The organism is Pseudomonas sp. PDM01, from assembly GCF_014852325.1.
GTDB lineage: Bacteria > Pseudomonadota > Gammaproteobacteria > Pseudomonadales > Pseudomonadaceae > Aquipseudomonas > Aquipseudomonas migulae.
Window position 1 is genome coordinate 174,104 of the sequence record NZ_JACVBK010000011.1, and the last position, 24,388, is coordinate 198,491.

The window sequence follows — 24,388 nt, forward strand, 5'->3', positions numbered from 1 at the left end:
GTGAATGGCTCCGGGCGCAAGCCCCGGCCAAAACAGCGTTCCCAATGCCTCGCGCGGTCGGCGAAGACCGCGTCCTGCATGCCCCTGATGGGGCGTGAAAGCAGAAAACCGATTCCACTTGCAAGCCGAATTCAGGCAGGAAACCTCATGACCGACGCGTTCAAAATACCTGGCACACTGGTCCAAGCCCTTCAGCGCCGCGCGGCCCTGACGCCGGATCGGGTGGCCTTGCGTTTTCTCGCCGAAACCCCGGATCAGACGGTGGTGCTCAGTTATCGCGAACTGGATCAGCGGGCGCGCACCATTGCCGGCGCGTTGCAGGCCGAAACTGACTTTGGTGATCGCGCGGTGCTGCTGTTTCCCAGCGGTCCGGACTACGTCGCGGCGTTTTTTGGTTGCCTGTATGCGGGCGTGATCGCGGTGCCGGCTTATCCGCCGGAGTCGGCCAAGCGTCATCATCAGGAGCGCCTGCTGTCGATCATCAGCGACGCCGAACCGCGCCTGCTGCTGACCAGCGCCGGCCAGCGCGACGCGTTGCTGCAAATCGAAGGCGCGCCGCCGCTGCTGTGCGTCGACACTCTCGACGGTGCAGTGGCCGCAAAGTGGGTCGAACCGAATCTCGAAGGCGACCACATTGCCTTCCTGCAATACACCTCGGGCTCCACCGCGCTGCCAAAAGGCGTGCAAGTCAGCCATGGCAACCTGGTCGCCAATGAGCTGCTGATTCGTCACGGTTTCGGCATCGACCTGAACCCTGACGACGTGATCGTCAGCTGGCTGCCGCTGTACCACGACATGGGTTTGATCGGCGGTCTGTTGCAGCCGATTTTCAGCGGCGTGCCGTGCGTGTTGATGTCGCCGGCGTACTTCCTCGGTCGGCCGCTGCGCTGGCTCGAAGCGATCAGCGAGTACGGCGGCACCATCAGCGGTGGGCCGGATTTTGCCTACCGTCTGTGCAGCGAACGTGTCAGTGAATCGGCGCTGGAACGCCTCGACCTCAGCGGCTGGCGCGTGGCGTATTCCGGTTCCGAACCGATTCGCCTCGACACCCTCGACCGTTTCGCCGAGAAGTTCGCGACTTGCGGTTTCACCCCGGACAGTTTCATGGCGTCTTACGGCTTGGCCGAGGCCACGCTGTTCGTCGCCGGCACACCCCGTGGTCAAGGCATCGGCAACCTGCGCGTGGATGATCAGGCGTTGGCGCAAAACCGTGCCGAAGCGGGTGAAGGCAGCGCGATCATGAGTTGCGGCATCAGCCAGCCAGATCACGCGGTGCTGATTATCGATCCATTGGCGCTGACCGAACTGGCCGACAACGCGGTCGGCGAAGTCTGGGCCACCGGGCCGAGCATCGCCCATGGCTACTGGCGCAACCCCGAGGCCAGCGCCAAGACCTTCGTTCAACACGCCGGCAAAACCTGGCTGCGCACCGGCGACCTGGGTTTCATGCGCAACGGCGAGCTGTTCATCACCGGTCGCCTGAAAGACATGCTGATCGTTCGCGGTCACAACCTGTACCCGCAGGATATCGAGCAGACCATCGAGCGTGAAGTGGAAGTGGTGCGCAAAGGTCGCGTCGCCGCGTTCGCCGTGAATATCGACGGTCAGGAAGGCATCGGCATCGCCGCGGAAATCAGCCGCAGCGTGCAGAAAATCCTGCCGCCCGAGGCACTGATCAAAGCCATCCGCCAGGCGGTGGCCGAGGCGTATCAGGAAGCACCGAGCGTGGTGGTGTTACTCAATCCGGGCGCATTGCCGAAAACCTCCAGCGGCAAGCTGCAACGTTCGGCGTGCCGTAATCGGCTGGCGGATGGCAGCCTCGACAGCTACGCACTGTTCCCATCGGCGGCCCCTGAAAACCAGGCCAAAATAGAGTCGGGTTCCGAGCTGCAAAGCCTGATCGGCCAGATCTGGGCCGAGCAATTGCAGGTGAAACAGATTGGTGCCGATGACCACTTCTTCCTGCTCGGTGGCAACTCCATCGCCGCCACTCAGGTGGTTGCGCGTTTGCGTGAAGAGCTGGGTCTGGAGCTGAACCTGCGCCTGTTGTTCGAAGCGCCGACCCTTGGTGCATTTACCGCCGTGGTCGCACAGCAACAACAGGACGGCGGCCTGGCCCAAGGCGCGATCAGCACGCTGTCGCGTAGTGACGCGATGCCGCAATCCCTCGCGCAAAACCGTTTGTGGATTACCTGGCAACTGGACCCGCAAAGCAGCGCCTACAACATTCCCGGCGCCTTGCGTTTGCGTGGCGAACTGGATGAAGACGCCCTGCGCGCCAGTTTCCAGCACCTGATCGAACGCCACGAATCCCTGCGCACGCGCTTCTTCGAACGTGACGGCGTGGCGCTGCAACAGGTCATTGCCGCTGGCGAATTCAACCTGCAACGGATCGACATCAGCGATTTGCCCGTCGCCGAGCGTGAAGCCCGCGCGCAGCAAATCCGCGAGGATGAAGCGCGCACTCAGTTCGATCTGGAGAAAGGTCCGCTGCTGTGGGTGACGCTGGTGCGCCTCGATGACGAGGATCACCAGTTGCTGGTGACGCTGCACCACATCATCGCCGATGGTTGGTCGCTGAACGTGCTGATCGACGAGTTTTCGCGCCTGTATGCCGCTGCATCCCAAGGGCAAACGGCATCGCTCGCGCCATTGCCGACCCAGTACGCCGACTACGGCAGCTGGCAGCGTCAATGGCTGGCCCAAGGTGAGGGCGAGCGGCAACTGGCCTACTGGAAAACGCAGTTGGGCGAGGAGCATCCGACCCTGAACCTGGCCACCGATCACCCGCGTTCGGCGCAACACCGTCACAGCGCCGCACGCCACACCGTGCGTTTGGCTGCGCCCCTCAGCGAAGCGATTCGCCAGACTGCCCAGGCCCACGATTCCACCTCATTCATGCTGTTGCTCGCGGCGTTCCAGAGCCTGCTGCACCGCTACAGTGGCCAAACCGACATCCGCATCGGCGTGCCGAACGCCAACCGTCCGCGCCTGGAAACCCAGGGCTTGATCGGCTTCTTCATCAACACCCAGGTGCTGCGTGCCGAGGTGGATTCGCGGTTGCCATTTGTTGAACTGTTGGCGCAAACCCGCCAGACAGCCTTGGGCGCCCAGGCGCATCAGGACCTGCCGTTCGAACAACTGCTGGAAGCGTTCCCGCAGGCCCGCGAACAAGGCTTGTTCCAGGTCATGTTCAACCATCAACAACGGGACCTGAGCGCACTGCGTCGCTTGCCCGGGTTGCTCGCCGAAGAACTGCCGTGGCACAGCCGCGAAGCCAAGTTCGATTTGCAATTGCACAGCGAGGAAGACCGTAACGGTCGCCTGAGCCTGTCGTTCGACTATGCCAGCGAGCTGTTTGACGCTACCACCATCGAGCGTCTAGCCGAGCATTTCAGCAACCTGCTGCGGGCCATTTGCGAGCAGCCGACCACCACCGTCGGCGACCTGCAACTGTTGACCGCGAGCGAGCACGATCAGCAAGCCTCGTGGTGCGTCGCACCGTGCACACCGGCCAGCCAATGGCTGCCGGAACTGCTGAACGAACAGGCACGCCTGACCCCGGAGCGCACCGCGCTGCTGTGGGACGGCGGCAGCCTGGACTTCGCCGAACTGCACGCCCAGGCCAACCGCCTTGCGCATTACCTGCGTGACAAAGGCGTCGGCCCGGACGTTTGCGTGGCCATCGCCGCCGAGCGTTCGCCGCATCTGTTGATCGGCCTGTTGGCGATCATCAAGGCCGGTGGTGCCTACGTGCCGCTGGACCCGGATTACCCGACCGAGCGCCTGGCGTACATGCTCGGCGACAGCGGCGTCGAATTGCTCCTGACCCAAACCGAATTGCTCGACCGGCTGCCGGCCACCGATGGCGTCAGCGTGATCGCCATGGATGCACTGCACCTGGAGAACTGGCCGAGCCAGGCGCCGGGCCTGCATCTGCACGGCGACAACCTCGCTTACGTGATTTACACCTCCGGTTCCACCGGCCAGCCGAAGGGCGTCGGCAACACCCACGCGGCGCTCGCCGAACGCCTGCAATGGATGCAGAACACCTATCGCCTGAACGACACCGACGTGCTGATGCAAAAGGCGCCGATCAGTTTTGACGTGTCGGTGTGGGAATGCTTCTGGCCGCTGATCACCGGGGCGCGTTTGCTGATTGCCGAGCCCGGCGAACACCGCGATCCGCACCGCATTGCCCAGCTGGTTCAGCAATACGGGGTGACCACGCTGCACTTTGTGCCGCCGCTGCTTTCGTTGTTTATCGACGAGCCGCTCACCGCCGAATGCACCAGCCTGCGCCGTGTGTTCTCGGGCGGCGAAGCCTTGCCGGCGGAACTGCGCAACCGCGTGCTGGCGCAACTGCCGGCCGTGCAACTGCACAACCGTTATGGCCCGACTGAAACCGCGATCAACGTCACTCATTGGCATTGCAGCACGGCCGATGGCGAGCGCTCGCCGATTGGCCGTCCGTTGGGCAACGTGATCTGCCGCGTGCTCGACAGCGAGCTCAACCCGGTGCCGGCTGGTGTGCCTGGTGAGTTGTGCATCAGCGGCATCGGTCTGGCCCGGGGGTATCTGGGGCGTCCGGCACTGACGGCTGAACGTTTTGTCGTCGACCCGTTGGGCGAGCAGGGCGCACGTCTGTATCGCACCGGCGACCGTGCACGTTGGACCGCCGATGGCGTGATCGAATACCTCGGCCGTCTCGATCAGCAGGTCAAACTGCGGGGCTTTCGCGTCGAACCGGAAGAAATCGAAGCGCGTCTGCTGGCGCAGGATGGTGTCGCGCAAGCCGTGGTGCTGGTGCGCGAAACCGCCGCTGGCGGGCAGTTGATCGGTTACTACACGGCCAGCGAAACCAGTGAATCCGAAGACACTCAAACCGCTCGCCTGAAAGCCGCGCTGGCGGCCGAGCTGCCGGAGTACATGGTCCCGGCGCAGCTGATGCGCCTTGACGAAATGCCCCTCAGCCCAAGCGGCAAACTCGACCGCCGTGCCTTGCCGGAACCGCAATGGCAGGTGCGCGAACACGTCGAGCCGGTGACTGAACTTGAGCAGCAGATCGCCGCGATCTGGCGCGAAGTGCTGGGCTTGAAGCAGATCGGTCTGCGCGACGACTTCTTCGCCCTCGGCGGCCATTCGCTGCTGGCCACGCAAATCATCTCCCGCACCCGTCAGGCCTGCGACGTCGAATTGCCGCTGCGCGCGTTGTTCGAAAACAGTGAGCTGGGGGCATTCTCCCGGCAGGTTCAACAGATTCAGGCCAGCGGCAACACCAACAAACAACCGCCGATTGAAAAGGTCGACCGCAGCCAACCGGTGCCGCTGTCCTATTCCCAGCAGCGCATGTGGTTCCTCTGGCAGATGGAGCCGGACAGCCCGGCCTACAACGTCGGCGGCATGGCGCGGTTGCGCGGGGTGCTGGACATCGGGCGCTTCGAGACGGCGTTGCAAGCGCTGATCATGCGTCACGAAACCTTGCGCACCACGTTCCCGAGCATCGACGGCGTGGCGCAACAGCGCGTGCACCCGGAAACCGGGATGCGCATGGACTGGAAGGATTTTTCCGCGCTGGACGCCGATTTGCGCGAACAGCGGGTGCAGGCACTGGCCGACAGCGAAGCGCATCAACCCTTCGATCTGGAAACCGGGCCGCTGCTGCGCGCCTGCCTGGTCAAGACCTCCGAGCATGAACATTACCTGGTGCTGACCCTGCACCACATCGTCACCGAAGGCTGGGCGATGGACATTTTCGCCCGGGAACTCAGTGCGCTTTACGAAGCGTTCGTCGATGACCGCGAATCGCCACTGGCGCCGCTGCCGGTGCAATACCTCGATTACAGCGTCTGGCAGCGTCAATGGCTGGAATCCGGCGAGCGTCAGCGCCAGCTCGACTACTGGACCGCGCAACTGGGGCGCGAACATCCATTGCTGGAGTTGCCCGCCGACCGTCCGCGTCCTGCGGTGCAAAGCCATCAGGGCGAGCTGTTCCGTTTCGACCTGAGCGATGATCTCGCGGCACGGGTCCGCGCCTTCAACGCGCAAAACGGCCTGACCCTGTTCATGACCATGACCGTCGCGCTGGCCGTGCTGCTTTACCGCTACAGCGGCCAGACCGACCTGCGCATCGGCGCGCCGGTGGCCAACCGCATTCGCCCGGAAAGCGAAGGGCTGATCGGTGCGTTCCTCAACACCCAAGTGCTGCGTTGCCAGCTCGACGGGCAGATGTCCGTTGGCGAACTGTTCGAGCAAGTGCGCCACACCGTGATCGAAGGCCAGTCCCATCAGGACCTGCCGTTCGATCATCTGGTCGAAGCGTTGCAACCCCCGCGCAGCGCTGCGTACAACCCGCTGTTCCAGGTGATGTGCAACGTGCAGCGCTGGGAATTCCAGCAGAGCCGCACGCTGGCCGGCATGACGGTCGAGTATCTGGCGAACGATGCGCGAGCGACCAAATTCGACCTCAACCTGGAAGTGACCGACCTCGATCATCGGTTGGGTTGCTGCCTGACTTACAGCACCGACCTGTTCGATGAACCGCGCATTTCGCGCATGGCCGGGCACTGGCGCAATCTGCTGGAAGCGTTGCTGGCCGATCCGCAACAGCGCCTCAGTGAACTGCCGTTGCTCGAAACTACGGAACAGCAAAAACTGCTCGACAGCCTGGGCATCGAACCGGGTGAACATCGACTGGATCAGTGCATTCATCACCTGTTCAGCGAACAGGCGCTGGTGCGCAAGGATGCGCCGGCGCTGACGTTCGCCGGGCAAACCCTGAGCTACGCCGAACTCGACAGCCGCGCCAATCGCCTGGCCTGGATGCTGCGCGAACGGGGTGTCGGGCCGCAGGTTCGCGTCGGTCTGGCACTTGAGCGGTCGCTGGAAATGGTCATCGGCCTGCTGGCGATCCTCAAGGCTGGAGGCGCTTATGTGCCGCTCGATCCGGAATACCCGCTCGATCGCCTGCATTACATGATCGAAGACAGCGGCATCGGTTTGCTGCTCAGCGATGCGGCGATGTTCCAAGCCCTGGGTGATCTGCCGACAACCGTCAGTCGCTGGTGCCTCGAAGATGACGCTGCCGAATTGGCCAACTACCCGGCCACCGAGCTGCCGTTCATCAGCCTGCCGCAGCATCAGGCGTACCTGATTTACACCTCCGGCTCCACCGGCAAGCCGAAAGGCGTGGTGGTGTCCCACGGTGAAATCGCCATGCACTGCCAAGCGGTGATCGAGCGTTTCGGCATGCGTGCGGACGACTGTGAGCTGCACTTCTATTCGATCAACTTCGACGCCGCGACCGAGCGTCTGCTGGTGCCGTTGTTGAGCGGTGCGCAAGTGGTCTTGCGTGCTCAAGGGCAGTGGGACGCAGAAGAAATCTGCGGATTGATCCGTCGCCACCACATCAACATCCTCGGCTTCACCCCAAGTTACGGCAGCCAACTGGCGCAGTGGCTGGCGACTCAGGGCGAAACCTTGCCGGTGCGCATGTGCATCACCGGCGGCGAAGCCCTGACCGGCGAGCACTTGCAGCGCATTCGCGCAGCGTTCAAACCGAGCCTGTTCTTCAACGCCTACGGCCCGACGGAAACGGTGGTCATGCCGTTGGCCAGTCTTGCACCGCAGCAGCTTGAAGAAGGGTTGGGCAGTGTGCCGATCGGCAGCGTGATCGGTGCTCGCGTGGCCTACATTCTCGACGCCGATCTGGCGCTGGTGCCGCAAGGCGCGACTGGTGAGTTGTACGTTGGCGGTGCTGGTCTGGCCCAGGGTTATCACGACCGTCCGGGCATCACGGCGGAACGCTTCGTGGCCAACCCGTTTGCAGCGGATGGCGGGCGGATTTATCGCACCGGCGACCTGGTGCGGCAGCGCGCCGACGGTCTGGTGGAATACCTCGGCCGCATCGACCATCAAGTGAAAATCCGCGGTTTCCGCATCGAACTGGGCGAGATCGAAACCCGACTGCTGGACCATGATTCGATCCGTGAAGCGGTGGTGCTGGCGCTGGACGCCCCGAGCGGCAAACAACTGGTTGGCTATCTGGTCACCGAAGTGGCTGAGCAGGACGAAGCGCAACAAGCCGAGCTGCGCGAAGCCCTCAAGGCTCACCTGAAATCGCAATTGCCGGAATACATGGTGCCGACGCATCTGATCCTGCTGGCGAGCATGCCGCTGACTGCCAACGGCAAACTCGACCGTCGCGCATTGCCGGCGCCGGATCCGGAACTGAATCGTCAGGACTATGTGGCGCCAAGCAACGAGCTGGAACTGACGTTGGCGCAGATCTGGTGCGAAGTGCTGAACGTCGCGCAGGTCGGCCTCAACGACAACTTCTTCGAACTGGGTGGCGACTCGATTCTGTCGATCCAGGTGGTCAGCCGCGCGCGGCAGCAGGGCATTCACTTCAGCCCGCGTGACCTGTTCCAGCACCAGACTGTTCAAACACTCGCCGCCGTGGCCAGCCGCACCGAGCAGGTTACAGCCGAGCAGGGTTTGCTCACCGGCGAATCGCGTCTGACCCCGATCCAGCACTGGTTCTTCGACACCGACTTGCCCGAGCGTCAGCACTGGAACCAGGCGTTGTTGCTGGAACCGACCGTTGCGCTGGAACCTCATCGCCTGGAGCAAGCGCTGCTGGCGGTGATCGAGCAGCACGACGCCTTGCGCCTGCGCTTCACCGAGGCGAGCGGCGCATGGACGGCGGCGCACCAAAAGGTGGGAGACGCTCCCGTGTTGTGGCAAGTGCATGTGCCGGCGATGGATAAATGCGCGGCTTTGTTTGCCGATGCCCAGCGCAGCCTCGACCTCGAACAGGGGCCGTTGATGCGGGTGCTGCTGATCGATGGTCCCGAGGGCCAGCAACGGCTGTTCTTCGCGATCCATCACTTGGTGGTGGACGGCGTTTCCTGGCGTGTATTACTGGACGATCTGCAAACGGTGTATCGCCAACTGGCGGCTGGGCAGTCGGTGAAACTGCCGGCGAAAACCAGCGCCTTCAAGGACTGGGCGGCCCGCTTGCAGGCGTATGCCGGCAGCGAGTCCCTGCGTGAAGAACTGGGCTGGTGGCAGTCGCAGCTGGCCGGGCCGAGCGTCGAATTGCCGTGTGATCGCCCTGAGGGTGGCCGGCAGAATCGTCATGCGCAAACCGTCAGCGTGCGCCTCGACAGCGAGTTCACTCGCCAGTTGCTGCAACAGGCACCGAGCGCCTATCGCACCCAGGTCAACGACCTGTTGCTGACGGCATTGGCCCGCGTGCTGTGCCGCTGGAGCGGGAATGAATCAGCGCTGATCCAACTTGAAGGCCACGGTCGCGAGGCACTGTTCGACGAGATCGACCTGACCCGCACCGTCGGCTGGTTCACCAGCGCCTACCCGCTGCGCCTGACCCCGCAGAACATCGAAGAAGCCGCCGGCCAGGGCGCTTCGATCAAGGCGATCAAGGAACAACTGCGCGGCGTGCCGCACAAGGGTCTGGGCTATGGCGTGTTGCGTTACCTCGCCGACGACCTGTGCCGCGAAGCCATGGCCGCGTTGCCGGTGGCGCCGATCACCTTCAACTACCTCGGCCAGTTCGACCAGAGCTTTGGCGCGGACGCGTTGTTCCGTCCACTGGATGAACCGGTCGGTGCCGCCCACGATCCGAAAGCGCCGCTGCCTAACGAGTTGAGCGTTGACAGTCAGGTCTACGGCGGTGAATTGGTGCTGCGCTGGACCTTCAGCGCCGAGCGCCACGATCCGCAAACCATCAGCGAACTGGCGGACGCCTACCTCGGCGAATTGCAGAGCCTGATCGTGCATTGCCTGCGTGACGAGGCGGGCGGCTTGACGCCGTCGGACTTCCCGCTGGCGAAGCTGACCCAGCCGCAACTCGATGCACTGCCGATTCCGGCCGCCGCCATCGAAGACGTCTACCCGCTGACCCCGATGCAGGAAGGCATGCTGCTGCACACCTTGCTCGAACCGGGCACCGGCCTCTACTACATGCAGGACCGCTACCGCATCAACAGTGCGCTCGATCCGCAACGTTTTGCCGAGGCCTGGCAAGCGGTGATCGCCCGTCACGAAGCCTTGCGCGCATCGTTCTGCTGGAACGTTGGCGAAGACATGCTGCAGGTTATCCACAAGCCGGGCAGCACGCCGATCGAGTCCCTCGACTGGACGGCAATCGCCGAGGCGGAGCAAGAGCCCAAGTTGCAGGCGTTGCTGAAAAGCGAGCGTGAAGCCGGGTTCGATCTGCTGAATCAGGCACCGTTCCACCTGCGTTTGATCAAGGTTGGCGAAGCGCGCTACTGGTTCATGATGAGCAACCACCACATCCTCATCGATGCCTGGTGCCGCTCGTTGCTGATGAACGATTTCTTCGAAATCTACACCGCGTTGGGTGAAGGTCGCGAAGCCCAACTGGCTGTGCCGCCGCGCTACCGCGACTACATCGGCTGGCTGCAACGCCAGAGCCTGGCCGAAGCGCGGCAGTGGTGGAAAACCAACCTGCAAGGCTTCGAACGGACCACGCCGATTCCGAGCGACCGGCCGTTCCTGCGTGAACATGCCGGCGACAGCGGCGGCATGATCGTCGGCGACCGCTACACCCGACTCGATGCCCGCGACGGTGCGCAACTGCGTGAACTGGCGCAGGCCCATCAGCTGACCATCAACACCTTCGCTCAAGCGGCGTGGGCCCTGGTCTTGCGGCGCTTGAGCGGTGATCGCGACGTGCTGTTCGGCGTCACGGTGGCCGGGCGCCCGGTGGAAATGCCGGAGATGCAACGCACCGTCGGACTGTTCATCAACAGCATCGCGCTGCGGGTGAAGATGCCGGAAGACGACCAGCGTTGCAGCGTTCGCCAGTGGCTGAGCGGCTTGCTCGACAGCAACATGCAACTGCGCGAGTACGAATACCTGCCGCTAGTGAGCATTCAGGAAAACAGCGAATTGCCGAAGGGCCAACCGCTGTTCGACAGCCTGTTCGTGTTTGAAAACGCGCCGGTGGAAGTCTCGGTACTGGACCGTGCGCAGAGCCTCAACGCGACCTCGGATTCGGGCCGCACCCACACCAACTTCCCGCTGACGGCGGTGTGCTATCCGGGTGATGACCTGGGCTTGCACCTGTCTTACGACCAGCGTTATTTCGATGAGTCGACCGTTGAACGCATGCTCGGCGAGTTCAAGCGCCTGTTGCTGGCGCTGGTCGAAGGTTTCCATGGCGACATGGCGGACTTGCCGCTGCTGGGTGCCGAGGAACAGGATTTCCTGATCCACGGCTGCAACCAGAGCGAACACGATTACCCGTTGGAGCAGAGCTACGTTGCGTTGTTTGAAGCGCAGGTTGCGCAGCATCCGCAACGGATCGCCGCCAGTTGCCTCGATCAGCAACACAGCTACGCCGAACTGAACCAGCGCAGCAACCGTCTCGGCCATGCGTTGATCGCGGCCGGTGTCGGGCTGGATCAGCCGGTGGCGTTGCTGGCCGAACGTAACCTCGATCTGCTCGGAATGATCATCGGCAGCTTCAAGGCCGGCGCGGGTTATCTGCCGCTGGATCCGGGGCTGCCAAGTCAGCGCCTGAGCCGGATCATCGATCTGAGCCGCACGCCGTTGCTGGTCTGCACCCAGGCCTGTCGCGAACAGGCGGTGGCGTTGCTGGAGGAATTCGGTTGCGCCAATCGGCCACGGTTGCTGGTGTGGGAAGAGGTGCAGGCGAGCGAATTTTCGGTGGCGAATCCGGGCGTCTACAGCGGCCCGGACAACCTTGCCTACGTGATCTACACCTCGGGTTCGACCGGCCTGCCCAAAGGTGTGATGGTCGAACAGCGCGGCATGCTCAACAACCAATTGAGCAAGCTGCCGTACCTGAACCTCAGCGCTGCCGATGTGATCGCGCAGACCGCTTCGCAAAGCTTCGACATTTCGGTCTGGCAGTTCCTTGCCGCACCGTTGTTCGGCGCGCGGGTGGACATCGTGCCGAACACCATTGCCCACGATCCGCAGGGCTTGTTGGCGCATGTATCGGCCCAGGGCATCACCGTGCTGGAAAGCGTGCCGTCGCTGATTCAGGGCATGCTCGCCCAGGAACGCATGAGCCTCGACGGCCTGCGCTGGATGCTGCCGACCGGTGAAGCGATGCCGCCGGAACTCGCGCACCAATGGTTGCTGCGCTACCCGGACATCGGGCTGGTGAATGCTTACGGGCCGGCGGAATGTTCGGACGACGTGGCGTTCTTCCGTGTCGACATGGCCTCGACTCGCAGCAGTTACTTGCCGATTGGTACGCCGACCGACAACAACCGTTTGTACCTGCTCGATGGCGCGCTGGACCTGGTGCCGTTGGGTGCGGTGGGCGAACTGTGCGTGGCCGGCACCGGTGTCGGTCGCGGCTATGTCAGCGATCCGTTGCGCACGGCGCAGGTGTTTGTGCCGAACCCGTTTGGCGCGCCGGGCGATCGTCTGTATCGCACCGGCGACCTGGCCCGTCGTCGCAGTGACGGTGTGCTGGAGTACGTTGGGCGCATCGACCATCAGGTGAAAATTCGCGGCTACCGCATCGAGCTGGGTGAAATCGAAGCGCGTCTGCATGAGCAACCGGAAGTGCGCGAAGCGGCGGTTGGTGTGCAGGAAGGCGTGAACGGCAAGCATCTGGTCGGCTATTTGGTTGCGACTGATTCTTCACTTAATCCGACTGAGCGCCTGGAGCGCATCAAGCAGCGCCTGCGCGCCGAGCTGCCGGAATACATGGTGCCGCTGCACTGGTTGTGGCTGGAGCGGATGCCGCTCAATGCCAACGGCAAACTGGACCGCAAGGCACTGCCGGCGCTGGAGATCGGTCAGATGCAGAGCCAGGATTATCAGGCGCCGCGCAATGAGTTGGAGCAGACGTTGGCGGGTATCTGGGCCGAGGTGTTGAAGGTCGAAAAGGTCGGTGTGCGCGACAACTTCTTCGAGTTGGGCGGGCATTCGCTGCTGGCGACGCAGATTGCGTCGCGGGTGCAGAAAGCCCTGCAACGGGATGTGCCGCTGCGGGCGATGTTCGAGTGCAGCACGGTGGAGGAATTGGCTGAGTACATCGACGGGTTGGCGGCGAGTGACATCACCGAGGACAAGGTTGATCGGTTGAATGACTTGATGGCGGAGTTGGAGGGGTTGTAATTCTCTAGCGTCTGTAAGGGCCTTTTCGCCAGCAGGCTGGCTCCCACATTTGAACTGTGTTCGCAGAACAAAATGTGGGAGCCAGCCTGCTGGCGATGGGGCCTCTTAAAGCACCACAAGGTTGACTGTGGAACCACAGCAGCACAGTCTCCCTGCTCCGGTTTTCACAAAGGAAACAGTCAATGCCCTTCGTTACGATTGACGGACAACCCCTTCACTACATCGATCAAGGCACCGGCCCTGCCGTATTGCTCGCCGGCAGCTACCTCTGGGACCAAACCATGTGGGCGCCGCAGATCGCCGCCCTGTCGCAGCAATACCGGGTCATCGCCCTGGACCTGTGGGGCCACGGTGAGTCAGGCTCGCTACCCGAAGGCACGCAATCACTGGATGACATTGCACGGCAGGCGCTGGCCTTGCTCGATCATCTGCACATCGACCGTGTCACGCTGGTCGGTCTTTCCGTCGGTGGCATGTGGGGCGTGCGCCTGGCGCTGTCGGTTCCACAGCGGATCAACGGCCTGGTGCTGATGGACACCTACGTCGGCGTCGAACCTGAACCCACCCGCCAATACTATTTCTCGCTGTTCAAACAGATCGAAGACAGCGGCGTGATTGCACCGCAACTGCTCGACATCGTCGTGCCGATTTTCTTCCGTCCGGGCATCGACCCGCAGTCGGCGCTGTATCAGGATTTCCGCGCAAAACTGGCTGCGCTGCCGCCAGAGCGTCTGCGCGAAAGTATCGTGCCGATGGGGCGCATCACATTTGGGCGCGATGATGTGTTGCCGCGCCTGGGCGAGCTGGATGCTGAGGCCACGCTGGTGGTGTGTGGTGATCAGGACAAGCCGCGGCCACCGTCGGAAACCATTGAAATGGCCGAGTTGATCGGTTGCCCGTATGTGCTGGTGCCGGAGGCGGGGCATATCTCCAATCTGGAGAATCCGCGGTTTGTGACCGAAGTGTTGCAGGAGTTTCTAGCCCGGAGAAATTAGTCGGTTGTACCGCCCCCATCGCGAGCAGGCTCGCTCCCACATTGGAATGCAATCCTCCTGTGGGAGCGAGCCTGCTCGCGATGGGGGCAGTGAGGTCACTAAACCTCTGAAAGAAACTATTTCGGTCCGAGAATCTTCACCAGTTTGTCCGGCGACGGCGCGCCTTGCTGCTGTTGCAGCTCGCCCTTGTCGTCCATGTAGAAAATCGCCGGCGTGGCCTGCAACTCCAGGTCTTCCATCAACTGCATGTTCGCCGCCAGTTTCGCCTGAATCGCCGGCGGTACTTCTTTCAGCGCCTTGAGCGTACTGGCCTTGCCAGCCCCTTCGTGGTCTTGCAGGGCTTTTTGCGGATCCTTGGCGGCCAGCAATGCCGCGGATTTGCCCGGACTGTCTTCACGAATGATGCCGACCATGATGTGCCGCAACTGCACCTTGCCGGCCTTCACCCACGGGCGCGCCTGTTCCCAGAACACGTTGCAGTAAGGGCAGTTCGGATCGCTGAACAGGTACACCACGCGCGGCGCATCCTTGTTGCCGTCACCGATCCAGTTGCTCGCTTCCATCTTGCCCCAGATTTCCTTGGCCATCGGCGCGTACACCAGTTTCTGCAACGGCGCGCTGCTCAGGTCTTTGCCGTCGGCGTCGTACAAATTGCCCAGCAACACATGTTTGCCATCCGGCGTCAGGTACAGCGCCATGCCACGGTTCTGGTACTGCGCGGCATAACCGCGCAAACCATCGGGCGCATCGAACTGGCCGACGATTTTCGCGCCCTTGGCTTCGATCTTCTTGATCGCTTCGGGCAATTCTTCGGCAGCCTGTACCGACGGCAGGTGCAGCAGGGCGGCGCCCAGGGTCAGCGTCAGCAGGTGGCGGAGGCGGGGCATGGCAGTTTCCTTGAAGAAGTGGACGGTGTGGCCGGATTCGGGGTGTCAAAGTTTTCCAGGGCGCGGGCCAGGCTGGCGTCCGACAGTTCACCCAGATGACTGCCCAGCAAGCGACCGTCAGGGCTATAGAACAGCGTAGTCGGCAATGCCATCGAACCGACGGCCTGACCCAATCGACCGCTGCCGTCGAACAGTACGTTGGACAGGCTCAGGCCTTGGGTTTCCAGAAAGGTGCTGACGCTTTGCATGCTTTCCGCCTGATTGACGAACAGGAAGGTCAGGTCCGGGCGGTGTTGCTGAGCGTTTTCCAGCACCGGCATTTCCCGGCGGCAAGGCGGGCACCAGGTGGCCCAAAGATTGATCACCAGCGGCCCGCCCTTGTAATCCGCCAGTTGCACCGTTTCACCGGCGGCATTGCGCAGGGTGATGTCTGGCAGGCGCGTGCCTTGTTCGTAAATACTCAGGGAGAATGTCGCGAGCAGCCAGAAAGCCAGGCCACTGGCCACGCCAAAGCCCAGTGGGCGACGTAAACCCGGTTGACGCCAGCCTCGATACACCGCGGCCAGCAGCAGCGCGATCACACCCGGCCAGGCGAGAAAACCACCGTCGCGCAGGTCGATGACTTGCCACGGATCGTCGCGATAGTGCTTCCAGTACAGCGCGACGAAACTGATTCGGGCCGCCAGCATGCCCAGCAAGAACAGGCTGAACAGCACCGACTCGGGATTTTCACCGCCACGCTTGGCCGCCCGCCAGCCGACAAACGTCGCCAGCGCCAGGGCGCTGATCAGCAGCAGGTGGTTAAGCGCGATGGCAAACGTGCCGAGGGTAAAAGTCAGCATTAACGGGCGTCTCGGGTGGTGGTCCAGCGTTGCAGGAAGGTGTCGGCATCGACCTCGCCGGTGATGCGCTGGCTGCGACGCTCGATGCCATCGGCGCCGATCCACAGAAAACTCGGTGGCCCCGGCACTTTATAACGGCCAAGCAGTTCGCGGCTGGCGGCATTGTCGGCGGTCACATCCAGCCGTAGCAAGCGCACATCGCTCAAGGCGTCGAGCACGCGGGGTTGGCCGAACACCTGTTTTTCCATGACCTTGCACGACACACACCAGTCGGCGTAGTAGTCCAGCAGCACCCATTGGCCCTGAGCTTGTGCGGCATCGAGCTCCCGTTGCAGAGCGGCCGGGTCCTTGATTGTGGTGAAAGCCTCGTGGCCGACCGGGCGGGCGACATTGCCCGCATTGGCAGCGCTATAGACCTGCAGCGGTTTCAACAGGTCATCACCGCCGCCCGCCGCACCGATCATCAACAGACTGCCCCACAGGCCGAGCAGCAATGAGCTGGCACCGAACAGATGCGCGACCCGCCCGAAACCTTGCGACTGCTTCCAGGCGCTGTAGGCGGCAATCAGCAACAACGCACCGCACAGACCGATCCACAGCGACTCATCCAGTACCGGGCGCAACATCAACAACGCGGTGGCGAGGAACAGGAAGCCGAACACGCCTTTGAGCAGGTTCATCCAGGCCCCGGGTTTGGGCAGGAAGCGGTTGCCGACGGTCACCAGCAACAACAGCGGAACACCGATGCCGATGCCCATGGCAAACAGAATCAACCCGCCGTGCAGCGCATTGCCGCTTTGCGCGATGTAGAGCAGGGCGCCGGCCAGCGGGGCGGTCATGCACGGACCGACCAGCAGACCGGACAGCGCGCCCAGCACACCCGCGCCGATCAGGCTGCCACCGCGCTGATTGCGCGAGACGTTTTCCAGCCGATCGCGCACGGCGACCGGCAGTTGCAACTCGAAGAAGCCGAACATCGGCAACGCCAGCAGCACAAACACGGCGGCGAAACTGCCCAGCAACCAAGGGTTTTGCAGCAGTGCCTGCAAATTCGCACCGAGCAGCGCCGCCAGAACGCCCATCGCCGCGTACACCAGCGCCATGCTCACGACATAGCTGGTGGCCAAGGCAAATCCGCGTTTAGGTGTCGCGCCACTGCCGACAATCATACCGGCCAGAATCGGCAGCATCGGCAATGAGCAAGGGGTGAAGGCCAGCAGCAGGCCCAAACCGAAGAACACCAACAAGCTCCAGCCCAACGCCCGTTGTTGCAGGCTGCTGGCCAAGGCTTGATCCGGCGCTTCATTGGCCGCCGAAGCGACAACACTGCCGCCCAGGTCCACGACCTGGGTTTGCGGCGGATAACACAATCCGGCATCGGCGCAGCCCTGGAAGCCGACCTTGATCTGGCCGGTCGCGCCCGCCGGGATCTTCAGCTCCAGGCCCTGGCGATAAACCGGCTGTTCACCGAAGAATTCATCACTGTGAGACTCGCCTTCAGGTAACACAGGGTGCAGCTCAGCGGGCAACCCATCGAACTTAAGGCGTTTCTGATAAAGGTAATAACCGTCGGTGATCTGCCAATAGAGCTGTGTTTCACCTGATTCGAGACGCTCGGAGGTGAAGGCAAACGCTTTTTCCACTGGCAGGAATTCAGGTTTGGTTTCGAACGGATTGGTCCCTGCCTGGGCCAGACCCGAGATCAAGAGAGCAAAAAAAAGAAGCAGTGAACGCATGGGTAAGCCTTATCCCTGTGCAGGTGAGGTGCACAGTGGCGGGCGGCGATTAACCGATGATTAACCGCCGCACACTTCTGCCATGACCTGTGATGAATTCAGTTATGAGTCAGTCCTGGCCAGCCCTCGTCTACGTCTCTTGCTTCCCCTTCCAGAATGTTTTTATCGATATTGTATTTCAAGTATTTATTGTCGCTCAAAAAGATGTACAGATAGCTGTCAGTAACGGAGGCATGGATCTGCACAGCAGTGATAATGTCATCGACATAAGGGCCGAGTCTTGGCCAGGTTGTGTATTTTATATCGCCGAGGACGAGCTTTTTACTGTGCCAGTCAAGCTCCAGGTATTTGCCGTTTTTTAAAATAAACTTGAAGATGGTTTGGCCAGAGGATCTGAACGGTCGCTGCCAGAAGGTACCTGCAATAATATCGTCGAAGTAGGGCAGTAGCATGCTCCATATCGACTCGCTGACTGGCGTGAAACTGAAAGGAGTATCTGCATCTTGATCGTATTCGCACACCATCGGTGTTTTTTCATCGTAGTAAAATAACCAGAGAATATCAGCGTCTAATTCGAGCCTGTTGGTGCCTACTATCCGGTCTGTGGAGAATCCGAAGCACAAATCTTGTGCGTGCGGATGAAACTCTCCCCAGTTATCTTGAGTTACCGCAGTTGGGTGGCTCGAAGCAACACTGCCTTCGCTGTTGTTGTATCGTGAATAGGTATCGTCATCTTTGAAGAAAAAATAGCAGCGATCTCTGCCTGAGCGCCAATCAACGGCTACGAAGTTTTTTAGTTCGGGCATGATTTAAATCCTTTTTATCAGTGTTTGTAATGGCGCGGAAGCGCGATAAAGGTAAGTTATAAAAGTAGTGCTGTAGTGATAAGTGTGAAGATTGAAGCGCGTAACAATTGTGGTTGAATCTTTTGGTGATGTCTGAAATATAAGGTGGTATCGCAGGTGTTAGTTGTGGAGTTTTATTTTTATGGTGGCGGTTGTGCTCTGTAATAGAGTGTTTGCTTTAGGTTGTTATAGTGCGAAGTGTTGTCTGTGTTCGTATGTTGGTCAATGCTTGTGGCGTTAAAGAATGTGTGTTGTTGTTGTTGTTGTTGAGAGTTGTAAGTCTGTGTTCAAAAGGTTTCAATGATCCGGTCGTTTTGGTGGATGGCCGAACGGGAAATTTTCGCGGTGCAGGTCATTCAGCGATTTCCCTCAATGATGATGAGCGGCAGCGGCATAATGCCGGGTTAATCGATACTCTTTTTAATGACCATTTTTGCGAAGGTCTTATCCATGCACGTACTGGTTTGCGAAGACGATGAGCTGATCGCCAGCGGCATTGTCGCCGGCCTCACTGCCCAGGGCCTGACGGTGGAGCACGTCAACACTGCCTCGAAGGCCCGGGCCATGCTCAAGGTCGCCGAGTTCGACGTGATGGTGCTCGACCTCGGTCTGCCGGATGAAGACGGGCTCAAGCTATTGCAGCAGTTGCGCCATCATGGCCTGGAGATTCCGGTGCTGATCCTCACCGCCCGGGATTCGGTGACCGACCGCGTCGACGGCCTGCAAGCGGGGGCCGACGATTACCTGCTCAAGCCGTTCGACCTGCGCGAACTCGCCGCACGCCTGCACACGTTGTTGCGACGGGTGGCGGGGCGCAGCGTCAACCTGATCGAACACGGCCGCTTGACGTACGACCCGAGCAGCCGCGAAACCATGCTTGGCGGTCAGCCGGTGGACCTTTCCCGTCGCGAACAGTCACTGTTGCAAGCCTTGTTGCACAACCGTGGCCGGGTGCTGTCCACCGAGCAGTTGAAAGACAGCGTCTATGGGTTCAACGACGAACTGGAAAGCAACGCCCTCAACGTGCATATCCATCACCTGCGGCGCAAGCTGGGTAATGGCATTGTCGAGACCGTGCGCGGCCTGGGCTATCGCCTGGGGCCGGCCGATGATGGAGAGGAAGTGAAAAAGTGATGAGCCTGCGATTGCGCCTGAGCCTGACGCTCGGCGCCGCATTTGCGCTGATCTGGGCCCTGGCAGCGGCCTGGATGCTCAGCGACCTGCGCAACCAGATGATGTTTTCTCTCGACCAGCGGTTGGTGGCGTCGGCGCGCATGGTCGCCGGCCTGATGGAGCAACTGCCGCCGTTGCCGACCAAGGGCGAGGGCACCCATTTCAGTGCGGAACAACTGAACATTCCGGGCGGGATGGCGTGTCAGGTCAGCTCGCTGCGCGGCGAAATCCTCGCCCGCAGCCACACCGATCCACAACAAACACTGCAAGCCGAAAAAATGGGCTTCCACGATCAGATGATCGACGGCGCGCCCTGGCGCAGTTTCACCCTGGCCCGTGGCGATCTGCGCATCACCACGGCGGATCGGCAGATCGAACGTGAAGCGCTCAACATGTCGATCCTGCTGGCCGCTTCGGTGCCGGTGGGCGTGGCGTTGCTGGGTTGCCTGTGCCTGCTGTGGCTGGGGATCGGCCAGGGCCTGGCGCCGCTGAACCGCATGCGCGATGCCTTGATGCGACGCAGCGCCGACTCGCTGGAACCCTTGCAGATTCAGCCGCTGCCCAGTGAGTTGCAACCGTTGCTGGACACTCAGAACCAGCTGTTCCAGCGCATCGGCAAGACCATCGAGCGCGAACGCCGATTGACCGGCGACGCGGCCCACGAACTGCGCAGCCCGCTGACGGCGATCAAGACCCACTTGCAAGTGGCGCGCATGACCGATGGCGCGGCACGGGATCAGTCCCTGGCACGGGCCGAAGAGGGCGCCGACCGCCTGCACCGCACGCTTGAGCAATTGTTGTTGCTGGCAAGGGTCGAGGGCAGTCTGTCGTTCGACGACGGTGTGCAATGCAGCGCCGAGCAAGTGGCGAAACTGGCGATTCAGGATGCCGCCAGCGGTGATCGTCAGCGGATCAAATTCAAGCTGCCACCGAAGCTCTCCCACGCGCCGGTGCAAATGCCGGCGGTGCTGTCGATCGCGGCGTTGCGCAACCTGCTGGACAACGCCCTGCGCCATACCCCGAACGACGGTGCGGTAGAACTGAGCCTGGTAACCACCGGCAACCGCGTGCAGTTCGTCGTGCGCGACCATGGACCGGGCATTGCCGAGGACGATATGCAACACCTGACCCAACGCTTCTGGCGCAACGGACAGAGCACCGGCTGCGGTCTGGGGTTGGCGATTGTCCAGGCGATTGTTCAGCGTTGTGGCTGCACGCTGCATTTCGACAGCCGGCCGGATGGCTTGCGGGTCGAGCTGACGATGCCGTTGCAAACGGTCTAACAAACGACATACATCCTTGTAGGAGCAGAGCTTGCTCGCGAAGGCGTCCGTACATTCAACGTTGATGTTAACTGTACGGACGTCTTCGCGAGCAAGCTCTGCTCCTACAGGGGGGGGTGTTGCACATCAAATGTAACGTCTCGCCATTGGCGTTCCGACGGCCACCAGCGCTATCGTCCCCGGCAGCTTTTTCTCAATGGATTGAGGTTACAGCGCCATGGAAACCCCTCTACACATCTGCAAGGCAACCCCCGCCGACGCCGGGATCATCAGCCGGATCGTCGAGCGTTCCATCCGCGTCGGCTGCGCGCTCGACCATCGCAATGACCCGCAAACCGTCGCCACCTGGACCCACAACAAAACCGTCGAACACATTCAACCTTGGCTGACCGACCAACGGCTGTACCTGAACATCGCCCTGTTGCAGGACAAACCGGTCGGCGTCGCGATGGCGGCGATCAGCGGCAAGCTTGCGTTCTGTTACGTGCAGCCGGAATGGTTTCGTCGTGGTGTCGGACAAGCGCTGGTGCGCGACCTTGAAGGCTGGCTGATCGGTAACGGGCTGGCTCAGGTTCGACTCAACAGCACCCGGACCAGTGAAGCCTTTTACCGGCATCTGGGTTATCAGCCCTGTGCTGAAACCTTCACCGTAGCCGGGCTTCGTGCCATCCCCATGCACAAGGGCCTGACCCCGCCTTCATAGAAAGCCGGGCAAGGGTCTAAATCCTCGGCGCCCTGATGCGTTTCCAGAACAGGAAAACCTTATTGAGGGGTCGAGAGATGTCAGTCGCTACCAGCCTTATGGAAGATCAGTCGGCCCGGATCGCTCCGGCGCCGGCCGAAACGCTTTATCAGTTCAACGAATCGCCATTGCTGGCGCGTCAGAGCCAGCAGGAGTCGAATGCCCGCAGCTACCCGCGACGCATTCCCCTGGCACTCAAGCGCGCGAAGGGCATTTATGTCGAAGACGTCGAGGGCCGCAGCTTCATCGACTGCCTGGCCGGCGCCGGAACGCTGGCCCTGGGGCATAACCATCCGGTGGTGATCGAAGCGATCCAGCAAGTGCTGACCGATGAACTGCCGCTGCACACCCTCGACCTGACCACCCCGGTCAAGGATCAATTCGTCCAGGACCTGTTCGGCCTGCTGCCGCCGGATCTGGCTGCGCAAGCAAAAATCCAGTTCTGCGGCCCGACCGGCACCGACGCCGTGGAAGCCGCTTTGAAATTGGTGCGCACCGCCACCGGGCGCAGCACTGTGCTGTCGTTTCAGGGCGGTTATCACGGCATGAGCCAGGGCGCGCTGAGCCTGATGGGCAGCCTGGGGCCGAAAAAACCGTTGGGCGCATTGCTCAGCAGTGGCGTGCAGTTCATGCCGTACCCCTACGATTACCGTTGCCCGTTCGGCCTCGGCGGCGCGCAAGGCGTGCAGGTCAACCTGAACTACCTGGAAAACCTGCTGAACGATCCCGAGGCGGGTGTGCAATTGCCGGCCGCTGTGATTGTCGAGGTGGTTCAGGGCGAGGGCGGGGTGATCCCGGCTGATCTCGATTGGTTGCGCGGTCTGCGTCGCATCACCGAAAAGGCGGGTGTGGCGTTGATCGTCGATGAAATCCAGAGCGGTTTCGCCCGCACCGGCAAGATGTTTGCCTTCGAGCACGCCGGGATCATTCCGGACGTGGTGGTGATGTCCAAGGCCATCGGCGGCAGCTTGCCGCTGGCGGTGGTGGTGTATCGCGACTGGCTCGACACCTGGTTGCCGGGCGCGCATGCCGGGACCTTCCGTGGCAATCAAATGGCCATGGCGGCGGGCTCTGCGGTGATGCGTTATCTGGCTGAACACAAGGTTTGCGAACACGCTGCGGCCATGGGCGAGCGCTTGAGCGAGCACCTGCGCATTCTTCAGCGGGACTTCCCGCAACTGGGCGATATTCGCGGTCGTGGCTTGATGCTTGGCGTCGAACTGGTTGACCCGACCGGCGTACCGGATGTGCAAGGTCATCCTCCGATCTTCGCTCGACTGGCGCCGCTGGTGCAGCGTGAATGCCTCAAGCGTGGGTTGATTCTTGAGCTGGGCGGTCGGCATGGCGGTGTGGTGCGCTTCCTGCCGCCGCTGGTGATTAGCGCTGCGGAAATCGATCGGGTGGCGGAGATTTTTGGCCGGGCGATGGCTGCTGCCACTGCCAGCCTCTAAATTTTCCGGGCCCCGCAACGTTCTTTCTACATAACGGCTGCGCACGCAGTGCAGCCCACCCTTACAGCGATGGAGAGACACCATGACGTCAGTATTCGACCGCGAGGACATCCTCTTTCAGGTCGTGGTCAACCACGAAGAGCAGTACTCGATCTGGCCCGACTACAAGGCCGTGCCGGAGGGCTGGCGCACCGTGGGCAAGAGTGGCTTGAAAAAGGAATGCCTGGCTTACATCGAAGAAACCTGGACCGATATGCGTCCGCTGAGTTTGCGCAAGAAGATGGAAGAGCAGGCGGCTGTGGCTCACTGACGTCTTCGCGCAAAGAGAAGCCCGCTGGACCGAGAAGGTCAGCGGGCTTTTTTGCGTCTGCATGTTGTGGCGTCGAGCGCGGAACCTGTAGGAGCCGGCTTGCTGGCGATGGCTGTGTATCAGGCGCCTTTTTTGAGGGTGTACATATCCATTCCTGCGGTAACGGCCGCTAATGGTTTCGCCCTTACGGCGAGTCCCTTTTTCAAACGCCAAAAAGGAACCAAAAGGCTTTGCCCCTGACGTACGGCCCTTCGCCTAGGCTCAGGGTTCCCTCGCTCCGGTCCTGCTCCGTGGGCCCGCCGCCATCGGCCATCCATGGCCGGGGGCGGCTACCGCGGCATCCTTGCCGCGGTGCCCACTGCGCAGAACCTCCACTCGGCCTCCCGACGGGGCAGATCAAAAGCCAAAGCAAAATCAAAAGCCAAGCAGAAGCAAAAGCGAGGCGGCCTGCGAGCCGACCTGTTTCTATGACCAGACGCATTCCCCTGTAGGAGCCGGCTTGCTGGCGATTGCGGTGGGTCAGTTGAGAAAAAAGTTGACTGGCCCACCGCAATCGTCGGAACGCCGCCCGCAGCAAGCCGGCTCCTACACGGGGATTGGGTTCACACGATTCAAAATTGTAGGAGCTGGCTTGCCAGCGATGGGCGTCAACGATAACGCGTGCTGCCTGAATGAACGCGTTGTCCGGACGTTTTTCGCGGGCAAGCCTCGCTCCTACAGGGAATCGTGTTTGCTTTTGATTTTCACCACTCATCAGGTCGAGCGTTAGCTCGCCTTCAGCTTTTGATCTGAGCGCCCCCTCGAGAGGCCGAGCGCAGGTTCTGCGTAGTGGGCAACCCGGCATGGATGCCGGGTTAGCCGCGCACGGCCAGGGATGGCCGATCGCGGCGGGCCCACGGAGCAGGACCGGAGCGAGGGCATGGCGAGCCTTAGCGAGCCACCGAACGAAAGGGGCAAGAGCCCTTGGTTACTTGGGGC

11 protein-coding genes are annotated in these 24,388 nt (G+C 61.6%); 7 read left to right on the top strand and 4 right to left on the bottom strand.

All coding sequences use genetic code 11. The features are described from left to right. The first annotated feature begins 147 nt into the window (after positions 1–147). Together IB246_RS25570 and IB246_RS25575 are read left to right on the top strand one after the other, a co-directional pair. Positions 148–13,146 carry a non-ribosomal peptide synthetase gene (locus IB246_RS25570; protein WP_008044445.1) on the top strand — a complete coding sequence of 4,333 codons (12,999 nt, stop codon included), beginning with the start codon at positions 148–150 and terminating at the stop codon, positions 13,144–13,146. A 182-nt stretch (positions 13,147–13,328) separates the two neighbouring features. Then, positions 13,329–14,141, top strand: a complete 813-nt coding sequence (locus IB246_RS25575) for an alpha/beta fold hydrolase (RefSeq protein ID WP_008044447.1) — start codon at positions 13,329–13,331, stop codon at positions 14,139–14,141. Positions 14,142–14,257: 116 nt separating this feature from the next. On the opposite strand, the gene dsbG is transcribed toward IB246_RS25575, so the two are convergent. The 4 genes from dsbG to IB246_RS25595 form a co-directional block, all read right to left on the bottom strand. Then, positions 14,258–15,028, bottom strand: a complete 771-nt coding sequence (gene dsbG / locus IB246_RS25580) for a thiol:disulfide interchange protein DsbG (protein ID WP_008033705.1) — start codon at positions 15,026–15,028, stop codon at positions 14,258–14,260. Further along, a complete protein-coding gene (locus IB246_RS25585) occupies positions 15,004–15,870 on the bottom strand; it encodes a TlpA disulfide reductase family protein (protein ID WP_008044449.1) in 867 nt (288 codons plus the stop codon). The genes dsbG and IB246_RS25585 overlap by 25 nt, the downstream gene beginning before the upstream one ends. Continuing rightward, positions 15,870–17,606 (bottom strand): protein-disulfide reductase DsbD, encoded by a 1,737-nt coding sequence (gene dsbD / locus IB246_RS25590; protein WP_008044450.1) that lies wholly within the window; start codon positions 17,604–17,606, stop codon positions 15,870–15,872. Before dsbD ends, IB246_RS25585 begins: the two co-directional genes overlap by 1 nt. A gap of 98 nt (positions 17,607–17,704) precedes the next feature. Further along, complete coding sequence (locus IB246_RS25595) at positions 17,705–18,412, bottom strand: hypothetical protein (protein WP_008044452.1); 708 nt, start codon at positions 18,410–18,412, stop codon at positions 17,705–17,707. A gap of 489 nt (positions 18,413–18,901) precedes the next feature. Between IB246_RS25595 and IB246_RS25600 the strand changes: the two genes are divergently transcribed. The 5 genes from IB246_RS25600 (at position 18,902) to IB246_RS25620 (ending at position 23,410) form a co-directional block, all read left to right on the top strand. Continuing rightward, complete coding sequence (locus IB246_RS25600; protein WP_008033711.1) at positions 18,902–19,585, top strand: response regulator; 684 nt, start codon at positions 18,902–18,904, stop codon at positions 19,583–19,585. Then, positions 19,582–20,907, top strand: a complete 1,326-nt coding sequence (locus IB246_RS25605) for an ATP-binding protein (protein ID WP_032832872.1) — start codon at positions 19,582–19,584, stop codon at positions 20,905–20,907. The genes IB246_RS25600 and IB246_RS25605 overlap by 4 nt, the downstream gene beginning before the upstream one ends. 217 nt (positions 20,908–21,124) lie before the next feature. After that, positions 21,125–21,610, top strand: a complete 486-nt coding sequence (locus IB246_RS25610; RefSeq protein ID WP_008044456.1) for a GNAT family N-acetyltransferase — start codon at positions 21,125–21,127, stop codon at positions 21,608–21,610. Positions 21,611–21,687: 77 nt separating this feature from the next. Further along, a complete protein-coding gene (locus IB246_RS25615; RefSeq protein ID WP_008044462.1) occupies positions 21,688–23,100 on the top strand; it encodes an aspartate aminotransferase family protein in 1,413 nt (470 codons plus the stop codon). A gap of 82 nt (positions 23,101–23,182) precedes the next feature. Further along, positions 23,183–23,410 carry an MbtH family protein gene (locus IB246_RS25620; RefSeq protein ID WP_008033724.1) on the top strand — a complete coding sequence of 76 codons (228 nt, stop codon included), beginning with the start codon at positions 23,183–23,185 and terminating at the stop codon, positions 23,408–23,410. The last annotated feature ends 978 nt before the right edge of the window (positions 23,411–24,388 follow it).

Bases quoted from the DNA above. Each gene is read 5' to 3' on its own strand.
- IB246_RS25570 (WP_008044445.1), top strand. From the start codon at position 148: ATGACCGACGCGTTCAAAATACCTGGCACACTGGTCCAAGCCCTTCAG.
- IB246_RS25575 (WP_008044447.1), top strand. From the start codon at position 13,329: ATGCCCTTCGTTACGATTGACGGACAACCCCTTCACTACATCGATCAA.
- dsbG (WP_008033705.1), bottom strand. From the start codon at position 15,028: ATGCCCCGCCTCCGCCACCTGCTGACGCTGACCCTGGGCGCCGCCCTG.
- IB246_RS25585 (WP_008044449.1), bottom strand. From the start codon at position 15,870: ATGCTGACTTTTACCCTCGGCACGTTTGCCATCGCGCTTAACCACCTG.
- dsbD (WP_008044450.1), bottom strand. From the start codon at position 17,606: ATGCGTTCACTGCTTCTTTTTTTTGCTCTCTTGATCTCGGGTCTGGCC.
- IB246_RS25595 (WP_008044452.1), bottom strand. From the start codon at position 18,412: ATGCCCGAACTAAAAAACTTCGTAGCCGTTGATTGGCGCTCAGGCAGA.
- IB246_RS25600 (WP_008033711.1), top strand. From the start codon at position 18,902: ATGCACGTACTGGTTTGCGAAGACGATGAGCTGATCGCCAGCGGCATT.
- IB246_RS25610 (WP_008044456.1), top strand. From the start codon at position 21,125: ATGGAAACCCCTCTACACATCTGCAAGGCAACCCCCGCCGACGCCGGG.
- IB246_RS25615 (WP_008044462.1), top strand. From the start codon at position 21,688: ATGTCAGTCGCTACCAGCCTTATGGAAGATCAGTCGGCCCGGATCGCT.
- IB246_RS25620 (WP_008033724.1), top strand. From the start codon at position 23,183: ATGACGTCAGTATTCGACCGCGAGGACATCCTCTTTCAGGTCGTGGTC.